The sequence below is a fragment of the Arthrobacter sp. GCM10027362 genome, from assembly GCF_042679445.1.
Lineage (GTDB): Bacteria > Actinomycetota > Actinomycetes > Actinomycetales > Micrococcaceae > Crystallibacter.
Window position 1 is genome coordinate 1 of the sequence record NZ_JBHTML010000241.1, and the last position, 5,021, is coordinate 5,021.

The following is a 5,021-nucleotide window of genomic DNA, read 5'->3' on the forward strand; positions in this document are numbered from 1 at the left end:
CGGAAGCCGCGGCCCTGGCCGCCCGCCGGGAGGAACGGCTGGCGGCGCTGGTGGCCCATGCGCGCAGCCGGTCGGCCTTCTACCGCCGGCTCTATGCCGGGCTGGACGACGGCGCCGGACTCGCCTCGCTGCCGCCGGTTGCCAAACCGGAGCTGATGGCGCACTTCGACGAATGGACCACCGATCCGGCCGTAACGCGGGCGGCCGTGCAGGACTTCGTCCGCGATCCGGGCAACATCGGCACGGACTTCCTTGGCCGGTACGTCGTCGTCACCACGTCCGGCTCCACCGGGGAGCCCGCCCTGCTGGTGCAGGACCGCCGCGCCCTGGCGGTGATGTCCGGCCTGGTCCTGGGCCGGCTTCCCGGCCTCGGTCCGCGGCTGCTCGTCCGGCTGCTCGCCGGCAGCCTCCGGCCGGCGCTGCTCTTCGCCTCGGGCGGACACTTCCTCAGCACCGTCCTGTATGAGCGGCGGCTGCGGGCGGCACCGCTGCGGGGCCAGTTTTCGCGGTTCCTCCCGGTACAGGAGCCGCTGCCGCAGCTGGTCCGGCAGCTGAACCGCTACCACCCGGCGGCCGTGGCCTCCTACCCGAGCGGACTGGAAATGCTGGCCGGCGAACAGGCCGCCGGGCGCCTGCGGATCGCACCGGCCATCATGGTCGCCGGCGGCGAACAGCTGCTGCCGGCGGCCCGCGGGAAGATCGAGGCTGCGTTCGGCTGCCCGGTCCTCGAGCTCTACGGCGCCTCGGAAGCCAGCCCGCTGACCCTTCCCTGCCGGTACGGCAGCCAGCACGTAAACAGCGACTGGTTCATCCTGGAACCGGTCGATGCGGCCGGCAGGCCGGTTCCGCCGGGGGAGCTGTCATGCTCGCTGCTGCTGACCAACCTGGCCAATTTCGTCCAGCCGCTGATCCGCTACGAGCTCGCCGACGCCGTCGCGCTCGATCCGCGTCGCTGCCGCTGCGGCAGCCCGCTGCCGACGCTGCGGGTCGAGGGCCGCACCGACGAGATCCTGCGCCTGGCCGGCCCGCAGGGAGAGGTCCCCCTGCTGCCCATGGCGCTGGCAACCGTGGTCGAGGAAACCCCGGGGGTGGGCAGGTTCCAGCTGGTGCAGACAGGTCCCGCCGCGCTGTCCGTCCGGCTGGAGCCGCTGCCCGGCTGGGCCGCGGACCGGGTCTGGGCCGGGGTCCGCACGCACCTGCGGGATTTCCTGCGGGCCCAGGGCCTGCCCGCCGCCGCGGTACACCGGGCGTCCGAGGGGCCGCAGCTGCAGCCGCGCAGCGGCAAGCTCCGGCACGTCTTCCGCGCACCGGTGTGAGAACCTAGGTAAATGGCCAATTCACCATCCGGTGACTCCATGCTGGATCGGCTGGTCCGGGTCCTGGGCGCCTTCGACGAGACGAAGGGCTCGATGAGCATCTCCACCCTGGCCCGCCGGGCGGACGTCCCGCTGGCCACCGCCTACCGCCTCGCCGCGGACCTGGTCCGCCACGGGCTGCTGAGCCGGGATGCCAACGGCCAGGTGCGGCCGGGACTGCGCCTGTGGGAGCTGGCCAACCGCTCGTCGCCGGCCGTCGACCTGCGCCAGGCGGCCCTGCCGTTCATGGACGACGTCCACTCGGTGGTCCGCCAGCACACCCAGCTGGCGATCCTGCGCGATGACGAGGTCCTGGTGATCGAACGGCTGTCCAGCCGCGGCTCGGTGGTCAACCAGGCCCAGATCGCCGGCCGCATGCCGGTGCACCGCACCTCGCTGGGCATGGTGCTGCTGGCCCATTCGCCCAACCACGTCCAGGAGTCCTACCTGAACCGGCACCCGGACGCCGCGGACGCGGTGTCCTTCGACTTTCGCCGGCATCTGGCGCAGATCCGGCTGCGCGGCTATGCGGCGTTCGACGGCAGGGTGGATGCGGACACCACCGGCATCGCAGTGCCGGTGCTGGACCGGCTGGGCCATGCCCAGGCGGCGCTCGGCGTCGTCGTGCCGCTGGGTTTCGAGAATTTCCAGTCGGTCGTCCCGGCCCTGATGACGGCCGCGCGCGGCATCGCCCGCACCATCGGGGAGGGGCCGGCGTAGCAATTTTCATTCAATGAGAACGGCGGTGCGGCCCCGGTGTACCGGCAGTCACACTGAATCGAAATGCAGCCTACATTCCGCAGCAGCGAAGGAGCCTCCCCCATGGGCGCAAACGCGCAAATCCTCAGGACCCAGGTCGGCATCGTCGGCGGCGGGCCCGCCGGCCTGATGCTGTCCCACCTGCTGGCCAAGGCCGGCATCGAGAACATCGTCGTCGAATCCCGGGACCACGAGACCATCCGCCACACCCACCGCGCCGGCATCCTCGAGGCCGGCTCGGTCAAGATGCTCACCGACACCGGCGTCGACGGCCGCGTGCTCACCGAGGGCGACGAACACGCCGGCATCGACCTGCGCTTCAACGGCGAATCCCACCCGCTGGACTTCAAGGACCTGGTCGGGGCGACGGTCACCCTGTATGCACAGAACGAGGTGTTCGTGGACCTGGCCGCGGCCCGCCGGCGCGACGGCGGCGACGTGCGCTACGAGTGCGCCGTCACGGAAGTGCTGGACCTGGAGACCACCACGCCGAAGTTCCGCTTCGCGGACAAGGCCGGCGCACAGTTCGAGGTGCACTGCGACATCCTGGTTGGCGCCGACGGTTCGCGCAGCTTCTGCCGCCACGCCGTCAAGGGCGAGCAGGACTACAAGATCGAGTACCCCTTCGCCTGGTTCGGCATCCTCACCGAAGCCCCCAAGAGCGCCCCGGAGCTGATCTACGCCAACTCCCCGCACGGCTTCGCGCTGATCTCCCAGCGCAGCGAAACCGTCCAGCGCATGTACTTCCAGTGCGACCCGGGCGAGAACGTGGACAACTGGAGCGAGGACCGGATCTGGGACGAGCTGCAGAAGCGGGTGGACGGCCCGGACGGCTTCCAGCTCAAGCGCGGCCCGATCTTCGACAAGACGGTGCTCGGCTTCCGCTCCTTCGTGCGCGAGCCGCTCAGCCACGGCCGCATGTTCCTGGCCGGGGACGCCGGACACACCGTGCCGCCGACCGGCGCCAAGGGCCTGAACCTGGCCTTCGCCGACGTCAAGGTGCTCTTCGAGGCCATCGACTCCTTCTACTCCACCGGCAGCGATGCGCTGCTCGAGGGCTACTCCGACCTCGCGCTGCAGCGGGTCTGGAAGGCGCAGAACTTCTCCTACTGGATGACCAGCATGCTGCACACCCGCAACGACGCCTCCCCGTTCGAACGCAAGCGCGCCCTGGGGGAACTGGCCACCGTCACCGGCTCCCGCTACGGCCAGCAGTACCTGGCCGAGTCCTACACGGGCTGGCCCCACAAGTAACCGCATCAGCTAAGTACACGGAAGGAGATCCCGATGGGCCCCGAAGCTCCGGAAGAATCTTTTGAGAACAGCCACGTGCTGGACCCCGCCGCGACGGCGGACTCTCAGGAGACCATCAACCAGGAAATCAGCGACATCCACGCCGCCTACCGCAAGGGCCTGGAGGCGGGGAACCGGGAGGAGACGCAGCCGCGCATCGACTTCGCCCCCTACCGCAGCTCGCTGCTGCGCCATCCCACCAAGGACCTGCACCACACGGACCCGGAAACCATCGAGCTGTGGAGCCCGGCGTTCGGCCACCGCGACGTGCACATCCTCGAATCCGACCTGACCATCCAGCACAACGGCGAACCCCTCGGCGAGCGCATCGTGGTCCAGGGCAGGGTCCTGGACGGCGACGGCCGCCCGGTCCGCAACCAGCTGGTGGAAATCTGGCAGGCCAACGCCGCCGGCCGCTACGTGCACAAGCGGGACCAGCACCCGGCCCCGATCGACCCGAACTTCACCGGCGTCGGCCGCTGCATCACCGGCCCGAACGGCGAGTACAAGTTCACCACCATCAAGCCGGCCCCGTACCCGTGGAAGAACCACCACAACGCCTGGCGTCCGGCCCACATCCACTTCTCGCTCTTCGGCACGGACTTCACCCAGCGCATGATCACCCAGATGTACTTCCCGGGCGACCCGCTGTTCCCGCTGGACCCGATCTACCAGTCCATCACGGACCAGAAGGCCCGGGACCGGCTCGTGGCCACCTACGACCACAGCCTCACCACCCATGAGTGGAACACCGGCTACCGCTGGGACATCGTGCTCTCCGGCAGCAACCGTACCTGGATGGAAAACGAGGATGCAGAGTAATGACTGAGTCAACCAAGCTTGTGGCCACCCCCGGCCAGACCATCGGCCCGTTCTACGGCTATGCCCTGCCCTACGAAAAGGGCAGCGAGCTGGTCCACCGCGCGCATCCGGGCGCGATCCGGCTGCACGGGGTGGTCAGCGACGGCAACGGCGATCCGGTCCCGGACTCCATGCTCGAAATCTGGCAGGCGGACGAGAACGGCCGGATTTCCCAGGCCGACGGCTCGCTGGTCCGCGACGACTTCACCTTCACCGGCTGGGGCCGGGCGGCCGTGGACAACGTGGGCCACTACACCTTCACCACGGTGAACCCCGGGGCGACCGAGGACGGCAAGGCGCCGTTCATCGCGCTGGTGGTCTTCGCCCGCGGCCTGCTCAACCGGCTGTTCACCCGGATCTACCTGCCGGAGGACACCGAGGCCCTGGCCAGCGACCCGCTGCTGTCCTCGCTGCCCGAGGACCGGCGCCGGACCCTGATCGCCGAGCGCGAACCGAACGGGGACCTGCGCTTCGACATCCGGCTGCAGGGCGCGGACGAGACGGTCTTCCTGAGCTTTCCGGGAGCCTAACCACACATGACTACAGCGGATAGCGCTGACTTCGGGCTGCTGTCCCCGGCCACGGCCGGGACAGCAGCGTCCCGTTTAACCAGCGACTCACAGTTCATCCAGGCCATGCTCGACGTCGAACTGGCGTGGGTCCGCGTGCTCGCGGACGCCGGCTACGTCGCGGCCGGCGTGCCCGCCGCGGTCGCAGCTGCCGCCCAGGCGGAGCGGTACGACGCCGCGTCCC

The 5,021-nt window shown here is 69.7% G+C and carries 5 protein-coding genes and 1 pseudogene; all 6 read left to right on the top strand.

Annotated elements, in window-relative coordinates; all coding sequences use genetic code 11:
- Positions 1-1,316 (top strand): phenylacetate--CoA ligase family protein (locus ACFQ36_RS20665; RefSeq protein ID WP_377017091.1); only part of this gene is annotated, 1,316 nt, incomplete at its 5' end.
- A gap of 12 nt (positions 1,317-1,328) precedes the next feature.
- Positions 1,329-2,075: an IclR family transcriptional regulator gene (locus tag ACFQ36_RS20670; RefSeq protein WP_377017093.1), complete on the top strand. Its 747-nt coding sequence runs from the start codon at positions 1,329-1,331 to the stop codon at positions 2,073-2,075.
- Between the two features lie 102 nt (positions 2,076-2,177).
- On the top strand, positions 2,178-3,368 hold the full coding sequence (locus tag ACFQ36_RS20675) for a 4-hydroxybenzoate 3-monooxygenase (protein ID WP_377017095.1): 1,191 nt from the start codon (positions 2,178-2,180) through the stop codon (positions 3,366-3,368).
- 33 nt (positions 3,369-3,401) lie between these two features.
- Positions 3,402-4,229: a protocatechuate 3,4-dioxygenase subunit beta gene (gene pcaH, locus ACFQ36_RS20680; protein WP_377017097.1), complete on the top strand. Its 828-nt coding sequence runs from the start codon at positions 3,402-3,404 to the stop codon at positions 4,227-4,229.
- Positions 4,229-4,798 (top strand): protocatechuate 3,4-dioxygenase subunit alpha, encoded by a 570-nt coding sequence (gene pcaG / locus ACFQ36_RS20685; protein WP_377017099.1) that lies wholly within the window; start codon positions 4,229-4,231, stop codon positions 4,796-4,798. Before pcaH ends, pcaG begins: the two co-directional genes overlap by 1 nt.
- A 6-nt stretch (positions 4,799-4,804) precedes the next feature.
- Positions 4,805-5,021, top strand: a pseudogene (locus ACFQ36_RS20690) (3-carboxy-cis,cis-muconate cycloisomerase); the annotation flags it as partial.